Genomic DNA, 17,389 nt, shown 5'->3' with positions numbered 1-17,389 from the left:
GGTCGTCACCGGCCCTCGCGTCGCAGGCCTTCGCGGTCGACCGGCGGCAGGTACTCGCGCACCAGGCTCCGCTCCCACCAGGCCCCGGTGGCCCGCAGGGTGCGCCGGTCGGTGAAGCGGTAGTGGTACAGGCGGGCCCGGACGTACGTGGGCGGGGCGTGCGGGAAGGGGTTGCTGCGCAGCAGGCGCAGCGTGCGGGGGTCGTTCTCCAGGAGCTTGCCGACGAACGGGATGAACCAGCTCCACGCGTAGGCCGGGGAGATCCCGGCGAACCACATCAGCCAGTCCAGCCGCAGGTGGTACGGGGCGAACTGGCGGGGCAGCCGGTGCCGGTCGGTGGGCTTGCCCTTGAAGCCGTACTCCTTCCACACCGTGCCGGGACCGGGTTCGGCCGCGTCGGTGCCCTCGACGACGACCTCCAGGCGCATCCGGTTGATGCTGCCGAAGGCGCCGTAGGAGTTGACCAGGTGCAGCCGGTTGAAGGAGACGTTCATCATCTGGCCGCGGGAGAGCAGGTTGCGGGCGGGCCAGTAGCTGAGGACGGCGACGAGGACGGTGGCGGCGATCACCAGGGCCGCGTACCAGGCGGGCGGGGGGACGGACGCCGCGGGTGGCGGCGCGGCCACGTACGAGCCGTCGAGCGCGGCGACGGCGAGGACGATGGTCAGCCAGTTCAGCCACGCGAAGTTGCCCGAGAGCACGAGCCACAGCTGGGTGGCGATGACGACGCAGGCGGCGATGCCCGCCACCGGTTGCGGGGTGAACAGGGCGACGGGCACGACCAGCTGGGCGAAGTGGTTGGCGGCGGTCTCGGCCCGGTGAACCCCGCGCGGCAGGTGGTGGAAGAACCAGCTGAGCGGGCCGGGCATGGGCTGCGTCTCGTGGTGGTAGTACAGGCAGGTCAGGTCGCGCCAGCAGGCGTCGCCCCGCATCTTGATCAGTCCAGCGCCGAACTCGACGCGGAAGAGCAGCCAGCGCATCAGCCACAGGATCAGCACGGGCGGCCCGGTCTCGTCGTTGCCGAGGAACACCGCCAGGAAGCCGGCCTCCAGCAGCAGGGACTCCCAGCCGAACGCGTACCACGTCTGGCCGACGTTGACGATCGACAGGTAGAGCAGCCACAGCGCCGCCCAGACCAGCAGGGCGGCCCACAGCGGCACGAGGTCCGTCACGCCCGCGACGACGGCCGCGGACAGCGCGACGCCGCCCCACGCGACGGCGGCGAAGAGGCGGTCGGAGTAGTGGAGGTGGAACAGGCTCGGCGCGTGGCGGAACGGCACGTGCCGCAGGAAGTCCGGCACGGGCAGCAGACCGTGCTCGCCGATGAGGGCGCGGAACTGGTTCGCGGCGGTGAGGAAGGCGACCAGGTAGAGCACGCCGAGGCCGCGCTGGACGACGACGCGGCTCAGCCAGTAGTCGGGTGCCGTGAACCACTCCATGGCCGCTTCTCCCGGCGGGCGGGCGGCGTGCTACTCGTGGTCGGCGACGAGGGAGAGCAGTCCGCCCTCCGGGTCGCGGATGCCCGCGACCCTGCCGTAGGCGCTGTCGAGGGGTTCGCCGGTCACCTCGCCGCCGAGGTCCTTGGCGCGCCGGACGGCCTCGTCGACGTCGGCGACGGTGAAGAAGACGTGCCACCGCGGCCGGACCTTGGGGTCGGCCGCGGCCTCGACGCCGCCGCCGCGGATGCCCGCGACGCTGTGCCCGTCGACGTAGAGGACGACGCGGTCGTTCTCCCACTCCACGACGTAGCGGGGCCCGCGCCGGTCCCAGTGGAAGACCTCGCCGTAGAACAGGGCCGCGGCGAAGGCGTCGCGGGTGCGCAGCTCGATCCAGGAGGGGGCGCCGTGCATCCGCAGCTTGCGGGCGGGGCCGTGCTCGCCCTCCCAGATGCCGAAGGAGGCGCCCATGGAGTCGGCCACCAGGGCCAGCCGCCCGGCGTCGAAGTCGAGCGGGCCCACGGCCACCGTGCCGCCGCGGTCGCGGATGTCGGAGGCGGTGGCGTCGGCGCTCTCCACCCCGAAGTACGTGGTCCAGGACACCGAGGTCTCCCAGTCCCGGGCGATGGCCCCGATGCCGGCGACCTCCGTGCCGTTCACCAGTGCGCGTTCGTACGGGCCCCAGCGGGACGGACCGGGTTCGAACTCCCAGCCGAGCAGTGGTCCGTAGAACGCCTTCGCCACGTCCAGGTCGCGTGCCATCAGGCTGACCCAGCACGGGGCGCCCGCCACACAGCAGATCTTCGCGGTGGACACGTACCGGCCTCCTTGTCCTGCCCCGTTCCCAGAATGGCGGCAGCGGGTCCGGGAGGCATCTTCGGCGGTCCGTCGTACGTACCGGTGGGCGGACGCCACATGCGCCGGATGGTGCGCTCCTGCTCCGGCTCAGTGGCCGAACAGGTGCATGCCCCGGCGGCGGGCGGACGCCGTGGGGGTCTTCGTGGTCGTGTCCGTGTCGTCGGCGGTCCCGGCGGTCCCGGTGGCGACGGTCGGGGCGGTCGGGGCGGTGGCGTCGGGCGCCGTCTCCGCGGCGCGGGCCCGGCGGCGCAGCCGGCGCAGCTCCGCGCGGCGGCTGCGCTCGCGTCCGGCGCCGGCCAGGGCGATGACCGAGGCCAGGCAGAACACCAGGGCGAGCGCGAGACCGGCGAGGAACGCGCCGAGGGTGTTGACGGTGGCGATGTCCGAGCCGAACAACGTCACGGTGTAGTCGGGTCCTCCGCCGAGGTTCTCCGCGATCAGGAGTCCGGTGAAGGCGGCGGTGGCGCCCATGAGCACGAATCCCAGCAGCAGCATCGTGTCCTCCTCGAAGTCGGGCGTGGTAGGGGCCCTCGCGCTGCGCCTACCCCGGGTACGGTCACGGATGCGTACGGCCGCCCTTGCGCAGGAAGCGCCGCAGCCGGGTGAGCGGCCAGGCGTTGACGACGTCGTCCTCGGTGAGCCAGCCCCGCTGCGCCGTACCGACGCCGTAGCGCATGAAGTCCAGGTGGACGATGGCGTGCGCGTCGCTGTCGACGGCGAACTTCACGCCGTGCCGGCGGGCCCGCAGGATCAGTTCGTCGCCGAGGTCGAGCCGGTCGGGCTGGGCGTTGACCTCCAGCGCCGTGCCGGTGCGGGCGCAGGCCGCGAAGACCTCGTCGAGGTCGGCGTCGACGCCCGGGCGCCTACCCAGCAGCCGGGTGGTGGGGTGGCCGATGATGTTGACGTACGGGTTCTCGGCCGCGCGCACCAGGCGCCGGGTGAGGGTTTCGCGGTCCTGGTGGAAGTGGGAGTGGATCGAGGCCACGCACAGGTCGAAGCCGGCCAGGAACTCCTCCGGCCAGTCCACGCCCCCGTCGGGGCCGATGTTGAGTTCGGTGCCGTGCAGGACGCGCATGCCCTTGTGGGCGCGGTCCAGGCGGCGGGCCTCCTCGCGCTGGGCGAGGATCTTCTCGTCCGTCATGCGCTGCATGGACAGGTCGGGTGCGTGGTCGGTGACCGCGTAGTAGGCGTAGCCGCGCGCGGCCGCCGCTGCCACCATCTCCTCCAGGCCGGCGAGGCCGTCGGTGAGGTCGGTGTGGGTGTGCAGGTCACCGCGGACGGCGCGCAGCGCGAGCGGCTCGGGGAGCTCCCCGGCGAGCCCGGCCTGGATCTCGCCCCGGTCCTCGCGCAGGGTGGGCGGTATCCAGGGCAGCCCGAGCCGGGCGTAGACCTCCTCCTCGGTGCGGGAGACGACGCGCTCGCCGGTCGCGGTGTCGAAGAGCCCGTACTCGGAGAGCTTGAGGCCGTGGTGGACGGCCATCTCGCGGGTGCGGATGTTGTGGGCCTTGGAGCCGGTGAAGTACTGCAGCGCCGCGCCCCAGGAGTCGGGCGGCACGACCCGCAGGTCGACCTGGAGGCCCTTGGTAGTCCGGATCGAGGTCTTCTTCGCGCCCCGCACGATGACCTCGGCGGTGCCCGCCATCCGGGTGAACGCCTCCATGAAGGGCCCGGACCGCTCGGCGGCGACGAGCACGTCGACGTCGCCGACGGTTTCCCGCATGCGGCGCAGCGAGCCGGCGTACGTGCAGCGCTCGCAATCGGGGAGCGCGGAGAGCTCGGCGACGACCTCCTCGGCGACCGCGGTGGCGACGTCCAGCGGGACCCGGCCGGCCGAGGACCGCATCAGGCCGATGCCGTGCAGGATGGCCTCCTCGGTGCGGGCGCCGAAGCCGGGCAGATCGCGCAGGCGTTCGGCGTGGATGGCGTCGGCGAGTTCCTGCACCGAGGCGATGTGCAGCTCCTGGTAGAGCATCATGGCCCGCTTGGGGCCGAGCATCGGGATCGCGGTCATCTCCCGTACGCCGGCGGGGATGCGGGCGCGCAGCTCCTCGACGGCGGGGACGGTGCCGGTGCGCAGGTACGCGGTGACCTTCTCGGCCACGGACTTCCCCACGTCGGGTATCTTCCGCAGTCCCTTGTCGTCGAGCCGGGAGACGTCCTCGTGGTGGCCGCCGATGGCGCGGGCGGCCTTCTCGTAGGCGCGCGCCTTGTACGCGTCGCCGCCGGTGATCCGGATGAGGTCGGCGTACTCGCGGAGCAGGGCTTCGACCTCGGCGTTGGCCCTGGCCATGTGGAGCCCCTTCCCGTGGCACGCCGCCGGCTAACGCCCGGGACCGTCCTTCCCCTCGCGGCCCGCGGGGCGATGAGGCACCGTGGAGGGGCGGCGGAACCGCCCGTTCCCACTGATCAGGGAGGACCCATGACCGACCACACGTACCGGGTGACCGAGATCGTCGGCTCGTCCGGCGAGGGCCTGGACGCCGCCATCCGCAACGGGCTGAGCCGTGCCTCGGAGACCCTGCGCAACCTCGACTGGTTCGAGGTGACGCAGATCCGCGGTCATTTCGCGGACGGGCAGGTCGGGCACTTCCAGGTCGGGTTGAAGGTCGGCTTCAGGCTCGAGGGGAGCGACTGAGCGACTGTCGTACCCGTCGGGCAGCATGGGCCCCACCGGTGCAAAGCACCGGGCGGGCCCATTCGACGGAGGCACACCATGGTCGCGTTCCAGCTGACGATCGACTGCGCGGATCCCGGGGCGCAGGCGCGCTTCTGGGCGGACGCGCTGCGCTACCGGATGGAGGACGCCCCGGACGGCTTCCCCACCTGGCGGGAGTACTGGCTCTCCGTCGGCGTGCCGGAGGAGGAGCTCGGCGACGGGGAGTGCTGCGACTCCATCGTGGACCCGGAGGGTGACGGGCCCCGGATCTGGTTCCAGCAGGTGCCCGAGGGCAAGGTGGTCAAGAACCGGCTGCACCTCGACGTCAAGGTGGGCGGCCGGCGGGCCGAGGTGCCCCTGGAGACCCGCAGGGAGCGGGTCGAGGCCGAGGTCGGCCGGCTGGTGGCGGCGGGGGCCTCCCGACTGCGCGTGCTCGCCCAACCGGGCGTGGACCACTACGGGGTGGTGATGCAGGACCCGGAGGGGAACGAGTTCTGCGTGGCGTAGCCGGTGCCCGGCCCGCCGGACCGCCTTGCCTGCCCCAAATGGCGCATTTAGGCTCGAACCGACGGGGTGCCACAGCGGTGTCGACCGCCGCGACGAGCACCGAATCCCGCAGGGAATGAGGGCAGTGGCATGCCTGCGACCAAGAAGATCCTGGTCATCGTGACCAACGTCGACGAGTACGAGAAGGTCGGCATGCGCACCGGGCTGTGGCTCGGGGAACTGACACACTTCTGGGACGTGGTCGAGCAGGACGGCTACTCCATGGACATCGCCAGTCCGGCCGGCGGCAAGGTCCCCCTCGACCCGGAGAGCCTCTCCCACGAGGTGCTGGGGGAGCTCGGCACCGGCAGGCACTACGCCGACCGCGCGTACATGGACCTCCTCGAGGACACGTTGCCGATCACCGACGTGAACCTCGAGGACTACGACGCCATTTACCTCACCGGCGGCCACGGCGTGATGTTCGACTTCCCGCAGAGCCGGGAACTGGAGGCCCTGATGGCCAGGTTCTACGAGTCGGGCCGGATCGTGTCCACAGTCTGCCACGGCGCGACGGGGCTGCTCAACGTGACGCTGAGCAGCGGAGAACCGCTGGTCCGGGGCAGGCGGGTGACCGGGTTCTCGTGGCCCGAGGAGGAACTCGCCCACCGGGCCGAGGCGGTGCCCTACAGCCTCCAGGAGGAGCTGACGAAGCTCGGCGCCGACTACTCCACGGCCAGGCGGCCGTTCGACGCCTACGTCGTCGAGGACGGGCGGCTGATCACCGGTCAGAACCCCGGCAGCGCCCGCGCGGTCGCGGAGGCGGTCGTCCGACAGCTGGAAGACGCTCAGCGTTAGGCACGCGCCGGGGCGGCGATCCGTAGGAAGGGGACGAGCGCCGCGGCCGCGACGACGGCGAGGACCGCGAACACCAGCCGGGGGCCGCCGAGTTCGGCCAGTACGCCGGCCAGGGTGGCGCCGAGCGGCATGGCGCCCCAGCTGAACAGTCTGCTGACGGCGCTGTAGCGGCCCATCATGTGCTCCGGCACGATGTCCTGGGCGATCGTGCGGGCGTTGACCGCCCACAGGGTGCCGCCCATGCCGCCGAGGAAGGCGCCGGCGGCCACCGGCCAGAAGGCGGTGGTCAGCGCGGGCAGCGCCATCATCGCGGCGGTGCCGGCGATGTCGGCGGACATCGCGCCGCGGCGGCCCAGCAGCCGGTTGACCCGGCCGACGGTGAGCGCGCCGGTCAGCCCGCCCACGCCGAGGGCGCTCAGCAGCAGCCCGTACCGCCCGGCGTCCAGGCCCATCGTGTGGGTCGCGTGCAGGGGCATCAGCGCCAGCCACGCGCCCCAGCAGGAGCACAGGACGGTGAGGACCAGCGAGAGGGTGCGCAGCAGGTCGTGCCGCCACACGTGGCACAGGCCCTCGGCGATCTGCGTGCGGACGGCGGCGGGGGCGCGGTCCGCCACCGCGCCCGTGCCGCGTGCCCCGGCCACCCGCCCGGCGAGCAGGAACAGGGCGAGGGAGGCGAGCGCGTACGCGACCCAGGTCGCGCCGAGCGCGAACCCGGTGCCCACGGCGATCAGCACCCCGCCGACCAGGGGGCCGCAGAACTCGTTGCACACGGTCTCGGCGCCGGTGATCCACGCGTTGGCGCGTTCACGCCCGGCCGGGGGCACCACGGACGGTACGAGCGCCGCCTCCGCCGTCAGCGCCACCACCTCCGCGACGCCGAGGACGGCACCGGCCGCGCAGAGCACCCCGATGCCGAGCCCGCCGCCGGCCGCCGCCGCGAGGAGGCAGGCCACGGCCGCCATCCGCACGCCGCCCGCGGCCCACAGCAGCCCCCGGCGGTCCCGGCGGTCCACCAGGACGCCCACGGGGAGGGCGACCAGCAGCCAGGGCAGGGTGAGCATCAGGGATACCGCCGTGACCTGCAGCGGCGAGCCGGAGGCCCGCGCCGCGAGCAGGGGCAGCGCCATCTTGGTCACCCCGTCGGCGAGATTGGTGACCGCGGTGAAGCCGACCAGCACGGCCGTGTTGCGGGTGCCCCGGAGGACCGTCGGCGGCGCGGTCGCGGAGTCGGCCGCCGGGGCGGTGCCTTCCTTCACCGGCGTGACGCGGGCGCGGTCCCCCATGTGAACTCCCCCTACACTAACCGGCTATCGGCTCCGCCGGTGATTCTAACCGCCGTTCACGATAGCCGGTAGACTTCGGCGACAGGAGGTGCCCCGTGCTCGAACCCCCGCCCGCCGCCGTCCTGGTGGAGGCCTTCGCCAACACCGTCGACCTCGACATCGGCACGGACGACCTGGCCGCGCCGGACCGGTTGTCCGCCTTCCTCGCCTCCCGCGGCCTGCTCGACGACGGCACGCCGGTCACGCCCGGCGAGCACGACCGCGCCCTGCGCCTGCGGGCCGGCATCCGCGAGGTGCTGGGCGCCAACGTCGGCGACACCCCCGACCCCGGGGCCGTCGCGGCCGCCGACGAGGTGCTGCGGGGGCTGCCCGTCCACGTCGCGGTCGGCGGGGACCGGCCCGTACTGTCCCCCGCGCCGGGGCTGCCGCCCGTGGAAGGGGCGCTCGCCCGCATCGCCCTGGCCTGGAGCGCGCTGGTGACCACCGGCGACGCGGCGCGCCTCAAGCGCTGCGCCGAGCACACCTGCGGCTGGGTCTTCTGGGACGTCTCCAAGAACCGCAGCCGCCGCTGGTGCTCGATGCGCGTGTGCGGCAACCGCAACAAGGCACGGGCGTACGCGGCCCGGCAGCGGTAGCCGCCCCGCGAGGACCCGGAGCCGGGGGCGCCCGGGCACGGCCCGGCGATCCGGTCCGCCCCCTGTGCCGCCGCGCGGGGGCATGATCCCGGTTGCGGGTCGTTGACGGGCGAAACAGCATGAAAGGGAGACCGATCTGGAGGTGGACCGGTGTCCTCACATGTTTCGGCGAACACCGCGGCGGAATCCGGCGTACTGCCGGAGCGCGGCCCGGACCCCGTCCCGGTCACCTTGCACGTCAACGGGGAACGGCGGGCGGTGGACATCGAGCCCCGGGTGAGCCTGCTCGACGCGCTCCGCGAGCACCTCCGGCTGACCGGCGCCAAGAAGGGCTGTGACCAGGGCACCTGTGGGGCCTGCACGGTGTTCGTGGACGGGCGGCGCGTACTGGGCTGCCTGACGCTCGCCATCGCGTGCGAGGGCCACGAGGTCACCACGATCGAGGGCCTCGCGCGGGAGGGTCGGCTCGACCCGATGCAGGAGGCGTTCATCGCGCAGGACGCCTTCCAGTGCGGCTACTGCACCCCGGGGCAGATCATGTCGGCGGTGGCGCTGCTGCGGGAGGGGCACGCCTCGGACGACGCCGAGATCAAGGAGTGGATGAGCGGCAACATCTGCCGCTGCGCCGCGTACCCCAACATCCGTGCGGCGATCCGCGCGGTGCGCGATGCGGGACCGGACACCGATCCCGGAACCGGCAGCGGAGCGTGACACCGTGCGGCCCATCAGCTACACCCGCGCCACCGGCACGGCGGACGCCATCGCGGCCGTCACCGCCGACCCGCAGAGCCACTTCCTGGCCGGCGGCACCACGGAGGTCGACCTGCTGCGGCAGAACGTGCTCACGCCGCGACGGCTCGTCGACATCAACGACCTCCCCCTGACCGGCGTGGAGGGCATGCCCGACGGCTCGCTGCGGATCGGCGCGCTGGCCCGGATGAGCCAGGTCGCGCAGGCGCCCGTCGTACGGGAGCGCTTCCCGCTCGTCGCCCAGGCGCTGGAGCTCGGCGCCTCGGCGCAGTTGCGCAACATGGCCTCCATGGGCGGCAACATGATGCAGCGCGTGCGGTGCGGCTACTTCCGTGACTCCGCGTCACCCTGCAACAAGCGCGTACCCGGCAGCGGTTGCTCGGCGATCGAGGGGACGAGCCGCGGGCACGCCGTCCTCGGCACGAGCGCGCACTGCATCGCAGCCCACCCCTCGGACGTGGCCGTGGCCCTGGCGGCGCTGGGCGCGAGGATCCGGACCCAGGGGCCCGGCGGCGAACGCTCCTACTCCTTCGACGAGTTCTTCCTGCTGCCCGGCGACACCCCGGACCGGGAGCACCCGCTGGAGCACGGCGAGCTGATCACCGTGATCGAGGTGCCCTCGGTGCCGATCGCCCGTCGTTCCACCTACCTGAAGGTCAGGGACCGCGAGTCGTACGAGTTCGCCCTGGTCTCGGTGGCGGCCGCGCTGGCGCTGGCGGACGGGCTGGTGCTGGACGTCCGCCTCGCGCTCGGCGGGGTGGGCACCCGGCCCTGGCGGGCCGGACGCGCCGAGGAGTTCCTGCTCGGGGCCCCGGCGATCCCGGAGAACTTCCACGAGGCCGCGCGGGTCGAACTGGCCGCGGCACGGCCCACGGCGATGAACGCGTTCAAGGTCGAACTCGCCTGCCGGGCCGTGGTCCGCGCGCTCGGGACCCTCACCGGGAGCCCGTCATGAGCCCGGCCGTCGGGCAGCCCATGGACCGTGTCGACGGCCGCCCCAAGGTCACCGGCTCTGCACGGTACTCGGCGGAGGTCCCGCTCCCCGGCATGGCGTACGCCGCGCTCGTCGGGGCCCACATCGCCTGCGGGCGGATCACCTCGATCGACGCGGGCGAGGCCGAGGCCGCAGAGGGCGTCCTCGCCGTCCTCACCCACGAGAACACCCCGCCCATCGCGGCGCAGCCGCCGCTGATCCCCTCCCTGGCGGGGACGGCGGCGCCCGGCCAGACCTTCTTCCCCCTGCAGGACGACGTCGTCCACTACGCGGGCCAGCACATCGCCGTCGTCGTCGCCGACACGCACGAACGGGCCCAGCACGCGGCGAGCCTGCTGCACGTGCGGTACGCGGAGGAGCCCTCCGTCACCACCCTCGACCAGGGCCGGGACCGGGCCCACGTGCCCGAGGCGATCTTCGGCGGCTTCATACCGGGCCGCATGAGCCGGGGCGACCTGCGCAAGGGCATCGACGAGGCCGACGTACGGCTCGACGTCACCTTCACCTACGCCGCCAACAACCACAACCCCCTCGAGCCGCCGGCGACCACCGCGTCCTGGGAGGGCAACGAACTCACCCTCTGGGACGCGACGCAGGGCATCACCTCCACCCAGCAGACGGTCGCCGCGCTGCTCGGCCTGCCGGTCTCCCGGGTGCGGGTCATCGGGCACTACACGGGCGGCAGCTTCGGCGGCAAGGCCATGATCTGGCACCATCCGGCCCTCGCCGCGATCGCCGCCCGGCAGGTGGGCCGCCCGGTGAAACTGGCACTGACCCGCGAGCAGATGTTCACCTCGATGGGACACCGCGAGGAGCAGGAGCAGACGATCACGCTCGCGGCGGCCGGGGACGGGCGGCTCACCGCGCTGCGCCACCACAAGCTCTCCCCCACCTCGCACTTCGACGAGTGGGCCGAACCCTCCCTGGGCGTCGCCTCGCAGATCTACGGGTGCCCCCACTACGAGGGCGAGTACCGGCTGTTCCGCGCGAACACCATGACGCCGACCTTCATGCGCGCGCCGGGCGAGGCCTCGGGCATGTTCGCCATGGAGTGCGCGATGGACGAGCTCGCCGAGCGCCTCGGGATGGACCCGCTGGAACTGCGGCTGCGCAACATCACGGCGACCGACCCCGGCACGGGCGACCCGTGGTCGAGCTGGGGGCTGGAGGAGTGCTACCGCCGCGGCGCGGAGCGTTTCGGCTGGGCGGACCGCGATCCGCGACCGCGCTCCCGGAGTGAAGGGCACTGGCTGATCGGCACGGGCATGGCCAGCGCCGGCTACCCCGTCGCCCAGCCCGTCACCCCGCAGCGCGCCCGCGCCCGCCTCTACGCCGACGGGACCGCCCTGGTGCAGGCGGCCACCCCCGACTTCGGCACCGGCGTGGCCACGGCCATGACGCAGGTCGCCGCCGACGCCCTCGGCCTGCCGGCCGGGCGGTGCCGCTTCGAGAACGGCGACACCGCCTTCCCCCAGATCGCCGCGGCCGTCGGCTCGGCCGGGGCGGGCATGATCAGCGCGGCCGTCCACACCGCGGCCACCACCCTGCGCGACGCGCTCGTCGCGCGGGCGGTCGCGGACGCGGAGTCGCCGCTGCACGGCGCGGCCCCCGAGGCCGTCGAGGTCCAGGACGGCCGCATGGTGCTCCGGGACGACCCCGGCACCGGTGAGACCTACGCCGATATGATGCACCGGCAGTTCCTCCCCGACATGGAGGCCCTGGGCTCCTGGACCCCCGACGCCGGCGCGAACGGGCACGCCCTGATGACCTTCGGCGCCCAGTTCGCCGAGGTCGCCGTCGACGCCGACCTGGGCCTCGTCCGGGTCCGCCGCATGGTCGGCGCCTTCGCCCCCGGGCGGGTCCTCAACCCCAAGACCGCCCGCAGCCAGCTCACCGGCGGCATGATCTGGGGACTGGGCCAGGCCCTCCTCGAGGCCAACCACATGGAGGCCCGCACCGGCCGCTGGGCGGCGTCGAGCCTCGGCGACTACCTGGTCGCCGTCAACGCGGACGTGCCGGACGTCGACGTCGAGCTCGTCGAGGTCGAGGACACCGTCGTCAACCCCCTCGGCGTCAAAGGCGTCGGCGAGATCGGCCAGGTCGGCGCCGGCGCCGCCATCGCCAACGCCGTCCACCACGCCACGGGCCGCCGCGTCCGCAAGTTGCCGATCACCATCGAGGACCTGCTCTAGCCCCCGCCGGGCCCCGGGCACCACGCCCACGGGCGGCAGGTGGCGGGGCCGAGCCCCCACGCGCGGCCTCGCACCGCGCCGACCCCGCCGCCCGCGGCCGAAGCCCTGGTCCTGGGACGGACGTTGCCCGAAGGTGGGAGTACGCAACGGCGAACCGGCGAGACGCGCCCTGCATGACCGTCCCGCTCCGCCGGCCTCCTTGAGCAACGGGCAGCCGCACGGGGTGTCCGCGTACCGGAGCCGGACTGGCGACGCTGATGGCCCGCGACGGGGCGTGAGGACCCCTCAGGGACCGGCGTCGCGGCGGCGGATGCGGCGGCGGCGGATGTGGCGGGCGGTCAGGGCGGCGGCGAGGAGGGCCACGGCGATCAGGGCGTAGAGCGGAAGCGGGTGAGCCAGGCGTAGAGGGGGCCGAGGCGGGCGCCGGCGGCGTAGGCGAGGGAGGCCCACACGCCGACCCAGAGGATCGCACCGAGGGTGTTGCAGAGCAGGAAGCGCCACCAGGGCATGCCGGCGGTGCCGGCGATGATGCCGTTGGTCTGGCGCAGGACGTCGACGAACCGGGCGAGGAGGACGACGAGGTCGCCGCGGCGGGCGAAGAACTCCTCGCCGCGCACGAAGCGTTCCGGGGTGAGCAGGACGTAGCGGCCCCAGCGGTGGACGAAGGCGCGGCCGCCGATGCGGCCGATGAGGTAGCCGAGGCAGTCGCCCGCGACGGCCGCGGCGACGGCGACCACGACGACGCCGGCGATGTCCATCCGGCCGGTGCCCGCGTAGGCGGCCGCGACGACGAGGACGGTCTGCCCGGGTACGGGGATGCCGCAGTTGTCGAGCAGGACGAGGACGCCGACCGCCAGGTAGCCCCAGTCGTCGAGGAGCGGGGCGAGGTGCGCGAGGGGGCCGGGCAGCGGCGGCGGGACGGTGGCCGGGGCCATGCGCTCACCCCGCGGTCGTGTCGCCGGGGCGTTCGGGGAGCGTGAGGTTGTCGCCGGTGGCCGGGTCGAAGACCTGGGCCTGTGCGGTGTCCAGCCACAGCCGCAGGCGTTCGCCCTCGCGGGCCCGGGTCCTGGCGGAGAGCCGGGCGACGACCTCGGGGCCGCCGGCGCCGGTGTCGGCGAGCCCGGAGTCGGCAGCGAGCTCCGCCAGTTGCTCCGCGGCGGCCGCGGCGGCCGCGCCGCCCTCCTGGGCGACGTGGACGTAGACGTCGGAGCCGAGGGACTCGCGGACGTCGACGGTGACGGTGACCGTGGCGCCGCCACGGCCGGGGTCGACGAGCGCGGCGTCCTCGAAGTGCTCGGGCCGGAAGCCCGCGATGACCTCGCGCGGTGCGTCGTGGCGTGCCAGGGCGGTGCGGAGGCGGTCGTCGAGCGGCAGGTCGCCGAGGGGGGTGCGCAACCGGTCCTCCTCCACGGCGGCGGGCAGGAAGTTCATCGCGGGCGAGCCGATGAACCCGGCGACGAAGAGGTTGCGCGGCCGGTCGTACAGTTCCTGCGGCGAGCCGGTCTGCTGGACGACGCCGCCGCGCATCACGACGACACGGTCGCCGAGGGTCATGGCCTCGGTCTGGTCGTGCGTGACGTACACCGTGGTGGTGCCCAGGCGCCGCTGCAGCCGGGCGATCTGGGTGCGCATCTGGACCCGCAGCTTGGCGTCGAGGTTGGAGAGCGGCTCGTCCATCAGGAAGGCCTTGGGCTCGCGGACAATGGCCCGGCCCATGGCGACGCGCTGGCGCTGCCCGCCGGAGAGGTTGGCGGGCTTGCGGTCGAGGTGGCCGGTGAGGTCCAGGACCCGGGCGGCCTCCTCGACCTTCTCCTTGATGACGGCCTTGTCCACGCCGGCCAGCCGCAGGGCGAAGCCCATGTTCTGGCGGACGGTCATGTGGGGGTAGAGGGCGTAGCTCTGGAAGACCATGGCGATGTCGCGGTCCTTGGGGGCCTTGTCGTTGACGACCTGCCCGCCGATGCGCAGGGTGCCCTCGGTGATGTCCTCCAGCCCGGCGATCATGTTGAGGGTGGTGGACTTGCCGCAGCCTGACGGCCCCACGAGGATCACGAACTCGCCGTCCCCGATGGCGAGGCTGACGTCGCGGACGGCGACCGCGCCGTCGGGGTAGCGCTTGGTGACGCCGTCGAGGGTGATCTCGGCCATGTGCGGTCCTTCAGCCCTTCACTGCGCCGGAGGTGAGTCCGGCCACGATGCGCCGCTGGAACAGCAGCACGAAGACGACGATCGGGACGGTGATGACCACGGCGGCCGCGGCGATCGAGCCGGTGGGCTGCTGGAACTGGGAGCTGCCGGTGAAGAACGCGATCGCCGCCGGCACGGTGCGGGCGGTGGTGGTGGAGGTGAGGGAGATCGCGAACAGGAAGTCGTTCCAGCAGAAGATGAAGACCAGGATCGCCGTGGTGAACACCCCAGGCGCCGCGAGCGGTGCGATGACCAGCCGGAAGGCCTGGGCCGGGGTCGCCCCGTCGACCTTGGCCGCCTTCTCCAGGTCCCAGGGGATCTCGCGGAAGAACGCCGACAGCGTGTAGATCGCCAGCGGCAGCGAGAAGGTCATGTACGGGATGATCAGCCCGGCCCACGTGTCGAACAGTCCGAGGAAGCGCTCGATGTTGAACAGCGGCGACACCAGGGAGATCGGCGGGAACATCGCGATCAGCAGCGAGGTCCCGATCAGCAGCCCTTTGCCGGGGAAGCGCAGCCGGGCCACAGCGTAGGCGGCCATGGTGCCCAGCGTGACGGCGACGACGGTGGAGATCAGGGCGATCCCGATGGAGTTGACCAGCGCGCGGGTGAACTCGGAGGTCGCGAAGATGCCCCGGTAGTTCTCCAGCGTCCACGTACGGGGGACGAAGCTGCCGTCGGAGAGGGTGGCGGGGGCCTTGAAGGACAGGGCGACGATCCACCACACCGGGAACAGCGCGTACAGCACCACGACGGTGTTGACGACGCTCCAGCGGGCGATCCGCCGCCGCTGCGCCGGGCTCGTGCTCATCGTCCGCTGTCCTCCGATCCGGGGGCGGCCGTGCCGAACAGCCGGATGAAGGCGAAGGCGATGACCGCCACGCACACGAAGATCAGCACCGAGATCGCCGAGCCGATGCCGAGGTTCAGCGCCGTGAAGAGGTTGTCGTAGCCGAGGATCGACACCGAGCCCGTGCCGTTGGAGCCCTGCGTGAGCACGTAGATGTTGTCGAAGATCCGGAACGCGTCGAGGGTGCGGAACAGCAGCGCCACCAGGATGGCGGGCTTCATCAGCGGCAGCGTGACCAGCCGGAAGCGCTGCCAGCGGCCGGCGCCGTCGACCATGGCCGCGCGCAGGGTCTCCTCGGGCACCAGGGCCAGCCCGGCGAGCAGCAGCAGCGCCATGAAGGGCGTGGTCTTCCAGACCTCGGCCAGGATGATCAGTCCGATGGCCTTCCAGTGGTCGGTCAGCGGGGCCTGTCCCGCCGCGTCGACGAGGTAGCCGATGCCGGGGGTCCAGGCGTACTGCCAGGAGAAGGCGGCGACGACGGTCACGATGCCGTACGGCAGCAGGATCGCGGTGCGCACCGCGGAGCGGCCGAGGACCGCCCGGTGCATGACGACGGCCAGGCCCATGCCGAGGGCCAGTTCCACCGCGACGGACACCACCGTGATCAGGCAGGTCACCCAGAAGGCCTCCCACCAGAACCCGGAGCTCAGGACCGCGGCGTAGTTGTCCAGGCCCACGAAACGGGCCAGCTGGGGGAAGCGCAGGTCGTAGCGGTGCAGGGACAGGTAGACGGCGTAGAACACGGGGTAGGCCGTCACGACGAGCATGACGACCACGGCGGGGGCGCAGAGCAGCCAGCCCAGCCGCCGCTCCTGGCGGGCGCCCTCCGAGAGCCGCGTCACGGGACCAGCCCCTTGGACTGCAGGGCGTCCTCGATCTGCCCCCGCAGGTCCCGGACGGACTCGGCCGGCCGGATGGCGGCGGGTGGTGACAGGGTGTGGGCCACCGCGATGGACACGTTCTGGTAGGCGGGGGTCTGCGGCCGCAGGGCGGCGTTCTCCAGCTCGGCGAGGATGTCCTGCGCGAAGGGGTAGCTGCGTTTGATCCGGGGATCGTCGTAGAGGCCGCGCAGGGTCGGCGGCAGGCCGCCCCGCAGCGCGGCGGTCCGCTGGTTGTCGCGGTCGCGCAGGCACAGCGCCGCCTCGAAGGCGAGGGCGGGCCGGCGGCTGTAGGCGCCGACGGCGAGGTCGATCCCGCCGATGGTGACCCGCGCGGGACGGCCGGCGTCGACCCGCGGGTAGCGGGCCCACCGGAAGTGCCGGAACAGCTCGGGGTTGTCGGCCTTCATCGCCGGATACACGAAGGGGTAGTTCAGCTGGAAGGCGGCGGTGCCGGACTCCATGGCCAGCCTGTTCTGGTCCTCCGTCTGGTTGGGCAGCGACGGGTCGGCGGCGGGCGAGACCGCCAGGTCGCGCATGATGCCCGCGGCCCGCACCGCGGGCGCGCCGAGCGAGGGCGCGGTCGCGTCGGCGTTGAGGATCGACCCGCCGGCGCTGGCTACGAGCGTGTTGAACCAGACGGTGAGCCCCTCGTACTGGGCGCCCTGGACCTCGATCCGGTGGGGCTTGCCGGCCTTCGCCAGGGCGCGGGCCGCATCGAGCATCCCGGCCCAGGTCGTGGGCGGCTCCGGCACGAGGTCCGACCGGTACCACAGCAGCTGGACGTTGGTGTTGTACGGGACGGCGTAGAGGCGGCCCTTCCACGTGGCCGTCCGCAGCGGCGCGGCGAGGGTGTCCCGGACGGCCTCGGCGCGCCGGTCGCCCGTCCACGGGCGGATCCAGCCGGCCTCGGCGAATTCCGGGGCCCAGGTGACGTCCAGGCCGAGGACGTCGAGCGCGGGGTCGTGTGCGGCCAGCCGGCGTACGAGTTGCTGCCGCTGGCCGTCCGCCGTCCGGGGGAGCTTGTTGTAGCGGATGACGTAGCGTCCGCCGGAGGCACGGCTGCAGCGGTCGGCGGCCTGCTGGAGCGCCCCGGAGTCGTCGGGGAAGTTGTACCAGTCGAGCGTCGCCCGTCCGGACGTCCGCGACGCGCCGCCGCACGCGACCGCGGCGGCCGCGAGGACGACCACCGCGGCAAGGGCCCCGGAGCGCCGTACCGCGCACGCCATAGGCACCTCGCTCCCCTGCTCGGACACACTCGGCCCGGACCATGAAGCCCCCGCCGCGGCCGCCGACGGTGCCTCAGGGGCGTGTCGGGGCCGGGTA

At 73.1% G+C, this 17,389-nt stretch carries 17 protein-coding genes; 7 read left to right on the top strand and 10 right to left on the bottom strand.

The features are described 5' to 3' along the window. Positions 1–5 precede the first annotated feature (5 nt). The 4 genes from ABZ312_RS21360 to polX all read right to left on the bottom strand — a co-directional run bounded on the left by ABZ312_RS21360 (position 6) and on the right by polX (position 4,584). Positions 6–1,439 (bottom strand): lipase maturation factor family protein, encoded by a 1,434-nt coding sequence (locus tag ABZ312_RS21360; protein WP_500323142.1) that lies wholly within the window; start codon positions 1,437–1,439, stop codon positions 6–8. Between the two features lie 30 nt (positions 1,440–1,469). Continuing rightward, entirely contained in the window at positions 1,470–2,252 is a 783-nt protein-coding gene (locus ABZ312_RS21355) for a VOC family protein (protein WP_499515369.1), read from the bottom strand. 129 nt (positions 2,253–2,381) lie between these two features. Further along, the gene (locus tag ABZ312_RS21350; RefSeq protein ID WP_500323140.1) at positions 2,382–2,789 is read right to left on the bottom strand and encodes a hypothetical protein; all 408 of its coding nucleotides are present in this window, start codon (positions 2,787–2,789) and stop codon (positions 2,382–2,384) included. 61 nt (positions 2,790–2,850) lie between these two features. Continuing rightward, a complete protein-coding gene (gene polX / locus ABZ312_RS21345) occupies positions 2,851–4,584 on the bottom strand; it encodes a DNA polymerase/3'-5' exonuclease PolX (protein ID WP_500323138.1) in 1,734 nt (577 codons plus the stop codon). A gap of 129 nt (positions 4,585–4,713) precedes the next feature. Between polX and ABZ312_RS21340 the strand changes: the two genes are divergently transcribed. The 3 genes from ABZ312_RS21340 to ABZ312_RS21330 all read left to right on the top strand — a co-directional run bounded on the left by ABZ312_RS21340 (position 4,714) and on the right by ABZ312_RS21330 (position 6,294). Next, the gene (locus tag ABZ312_RS21340; RefSeq protein WP_500323137.1) at positions 4,714–4,929 is read left to right on the top strand and encodes a dodecin; all 216 of its coding nucleotides are present in this window, start codon (positions 4,714–4,716) and stop codon (positions 4,927–4,929) included. Positions 4,930–5,007: 78 nt separating this feature from the next. Then, positions 5,008–5,457: a VOC family protein gene (locus ABZ312_RS21335; protein WP_500323135.1), complete on the top strand. Its 450-nt coding sequence runs from the start codon at positions 5,008–5,010 to the stop codon at positions 5,455–5,457. A 129-nt stretch (positions 5,458–5,586) separates the two neighbouring features. After that, a complete protein-coding gene (locus tag ABZ312_RS21330; RefSeq protein ID WP_500323134.1) occupies positions 5,587–6,294 on the top strand; it encodes a type 1 glutamine amidotransferase domain-containing protein in 708 nt (235 codons plus the stop codon). Here ABZ312_RS21330 and ABZ312_RS21325 read toward each other — a convergent pair. Next, positions 6,291–7,577, bottom strand: coding sequence for an MFS transporter (locus ABZ312_RS21325; protein ID WP_500323133.1), 1,287 nt, complete (start codon positions 7,575–7,577; stop codon positions 6,291–6,293). The two genes, ABZ312_RS21330 and ABZ312_RS21325, sit on opposite strands and share 4 nt — an antisense overlap. A gap of 95 nt (positions 7,578–7,672) precedes the next feature. Here ABZ312_RS21325 and ABZ312_RS21320 point away from each other — a divergent pair, with 95 nt between their 5' ends. The 4 genes from ABZ312_RS21320 (at position 7,673) to ABZ312_RS21305 (ending at position 12,148) form a co-directional block, all read left to right on the top strand. Beyond that, a complete protein-coding gene (locus tag ABZ312_RS21320; RefSeq protein WP_500323132.1) occupies positions 7,673–8,212 on the top strand; it encodes a CGNR zinc finger domain-containing protein in 540 nt (179 codons plus the stop codon). A 150-nt stretch (positions 8,213–8,362) separates the two neighbouring features. Beyond that, entirely contained in the window at positions 8,363–8,923 is a 561-nt protein-coding gene (locus tag ABZ312_RS21315) for a (2Fe-2S)-binding protein (protein WP_500438489.1), read from the top strand. A gap of 4 nt (positions 8,924–8,927) precedes the next feature. Then, on the top strand, positions 8,928–9,917 hold the full coding sequence (locus ABZ312_RS21310; RefSeq protein WP_500323129.1) for an FAD binding domain-containing protein: 990 nt from the start codon (positions 8,928–8,930) through the stop codon (positions 9,915–9,917). Beyond that, the gene (locus ABZ312_RS21305) at positions 9,914–12,148 is read left to right on the top strand and encodes a xanthine dehydrogenase family protein molybdopterin-binding subunit (protein WP_500438487.1); all 2,235 of its coding nucleotides are present in this window, start codon (positions 9,914–9,916) and stop codon (positions 12,146–12,148) included. Before ABZ312_RS21310 ends, ABZ312_RS21305 begins: the two co-directional genes overlap by 4 nt. Before the next feature lie 368 nt (positions 12,149–12,516). Here the strand turns inward: ABZ312_RS21305 and ABZ312_RS21300 are convergent, their stop codons facing one another. From ABZ312_RS21300 to ABZ312_RS21280, 5 genes are read right to left on the bottom strand one after another with little or no spacing between them, the layout of a single operon-like run. After that, on the bottom strand, positions 12,517–13,083 hold the full coding sequence (locus ABZ312_RS21300) for a DedA family protein (protein WP_500438485.1): 567 nt from the start codon (positions 13,081–13,083) through the stop codon (positions 12,517–12,519). A 4-nt stretch (positions 13,084–13,087) separates the two neighbouring features. Further along, positions 13,088–14,296: an ABC transporter ATP-binding protein gene (locus ABZ312_RS21295; RefSeq protein ID WP_500323125.1), complete on the bottom strand. Its 1,209-nt coding sequence runs from the start codon at positions 14,294–14,296 to the stop codon at positions 13,088–13,090. 10 nt (positions 14,297–14,306) lie between these two features. Further along, positions 14,307–15,146 carry a carbohydrate ABC transporter permease gene (locus ABZ312_RS21290; RefSeq protein WP_500323123.1) on the bottom strand — a complete coding sequence of 280 codons (840 nt, stop codon included), beginning with the start codon at positions 15,144–15,146 and terminating at the stop codon, positions 14,307–14,309. Next, positions 15,143–16,027 carry a carbohydrate ABC transporter permease gene (locus ABZ312_RS21285; protein WP_500323122.1) on the bottom strand — a complete coding sequence of 295 codons (885 nt, stop codon included), beginning with the start codon at positions 16,025–16,027 and terminating at the stop codon, positions 15,143–15,145. The genes ABZ312_RS21290 and ABZ312_RS21285 overlap by 4 nt, the downstream gene beginning before the upstream one ends. Next, a complete protein-coding gene (locus ABZ312_RS21280; protein ID WP_500438483.1) occupies positions 16,024–17,292 on the bottom strand; it encodes an ABC transporter substrate-binding protein in 1,269 nt (422 codons plus the stop codon). The genes ABZ312_RS21285 and ABZ312_RS21280 overlap by 4 nt, the downstream gene beginning before the upstream one ends. Positions 17,293–17,389: the final 97 nt, after the last annotated feature.

Origin of the sequence: Streptomyces sp. NPDC006207, assembly GCF_040613835.1 — a bacterium.
In the GTDB taxonomy this organism is placed as follows: domain Bacteria; phylum Actinomycetota; class Actinomycetes; order Streptomycetales; family Streptomycetaceae; genus Actinacidiphila.
Note: the sequence above shows the minus strand (reverse complement) of the source record. Positions and strands in the feature narration are given on the sequence as shown.